This window comes from Streptomyces sp. 7R007 (genome assembly GCF_054850255.1).
The window spans coordinates 1-289 of the sequence record NZ_JBTWMV010000195.1 but is presented as its reverse complement, the minus strand read 5'-3'; the positions used below and the strand labels follow the sequence as shown (position 1 = coordinate 289).

The 289-nt window shown below is 69.9% G+C and carries 1 pseudogene; it reads left to right on the top strand.

What is annotated here, in order from left to right:
* Positions 1-289: pseudogene (locus tag ACYF6T_RS44765) on the top strand (hypothetical protein); the annotation flags it as partial.

Below are 289 nucleotides of genomic sequence, written 5' to 3'. Positions count from 1 at the left end.
CAACGGGCAGGACGGTGGGGACGGCCCCGAGCAGGAAGAGCGACGGCGTATCCGGAGGCGGCGCAGGTTCCGGCTGAACCAGGCCCTGCTCGGCAGATCCCGTGGCGGACTGACGAGCAAGATTCATCTCGCCGCGGACCGCGGGTGCCGTCCGCTGTCCCTCGTGCTGACCGCAGGACAGGCCGGCGACAGTCCGCAGTTCGTCCCCGTGTTGCAGAAGATTCGGGTCCGTCTGCCTGTGGGCCGTCCTCGGACCCGGCCCGGTGCTGTCGCCGCGGATAAGGCCTAT